Raw genomic sequence first — 521 nt, 5'->3', positions numbered from 1 at the left:
GCGATGCGGCGGGGCTTCACAATCTCCTGAGTTGCCCCAGGGCGGATGGCTACGGATCCAATGGAAGCGATGAACGGCAGTTTGCATCAGACTGGATCGACCGCGCCTATGGTCATTCAAGGATCGATTTGGAGGCCCGAGAGGCGGCAGAACAAAAGCAGCGTCTTAGGGACGCCGAGCTAGAAGACTTTGCAGGCATTTTGGATGATTTTATCGATGCGGGCGGTGACGCGGGATCCTTTGTGCAAGCTGTAGCATCGCTTGCAGAAACCATGGCCCCTGATCAACCTGGCGGGAGCCACTGATATGCGGGATCCGCTGGATAAAACGACCTTGGAAATGTCATTGCCGGGCGGTGATGCCAAAGAGAGCGCAAGACCTGATGAGCAAGGGCCTCTCAGTCAGGGACGTGGCAGCGACGCTCAGGGTCAGCAAGAGCACGATCTACAATGCTCTTCAGGCGCAGGAAACGAGAAGGTAGAGTTATGGCACCTACGCTCGGGATTTGCCTTCGAGTGGCA

At 56.6% G+C, this 521-nt stretch carries 2 protein-coding genes; both read left to right on the top strand.

Annotated elements, in window-relative coordinates; all coding sequences use genetic code 11:
• Window positions 1–305 (top strand): hypothetical protein (locus tag O6P37_RS28445; protein ID WP_269897221.1); only part of this gene is annotated, 305 nt, incomplete at its 5' end.
• A gap of 53 nt (window positions 306–358) precedes the next feature.
• Window positions 359–481 (top strand): helix-turn-helix domain-containing protein, encoded by a 123-nt coding sequence (locus O6P37_RS28595; RefSeq protein WP_408633274.1) that lies wholly within the window; start codon window positions 359–361, stop codon window positions 479–481.
• Window positions 482–521: the final 40 nt, after the last annotated feature.

Origin of the sequence: Mycobacterium hippophais (assembly GCF_027529605.1) — a bacterium.
GTDB classification, from domain to species: domain Bacteria; phylum Actinomycetota; class Actinomycetes; order Mycobacteriales; family Mycobacteriaceae; genus Mycobacterium; species Mycobacterium arseniciresistens.
The sequence above is the reverse complement of the archived record's forward strand: the minus strand, read 5'-3'. Positions and strand labels throughout refer to the sequence as shown.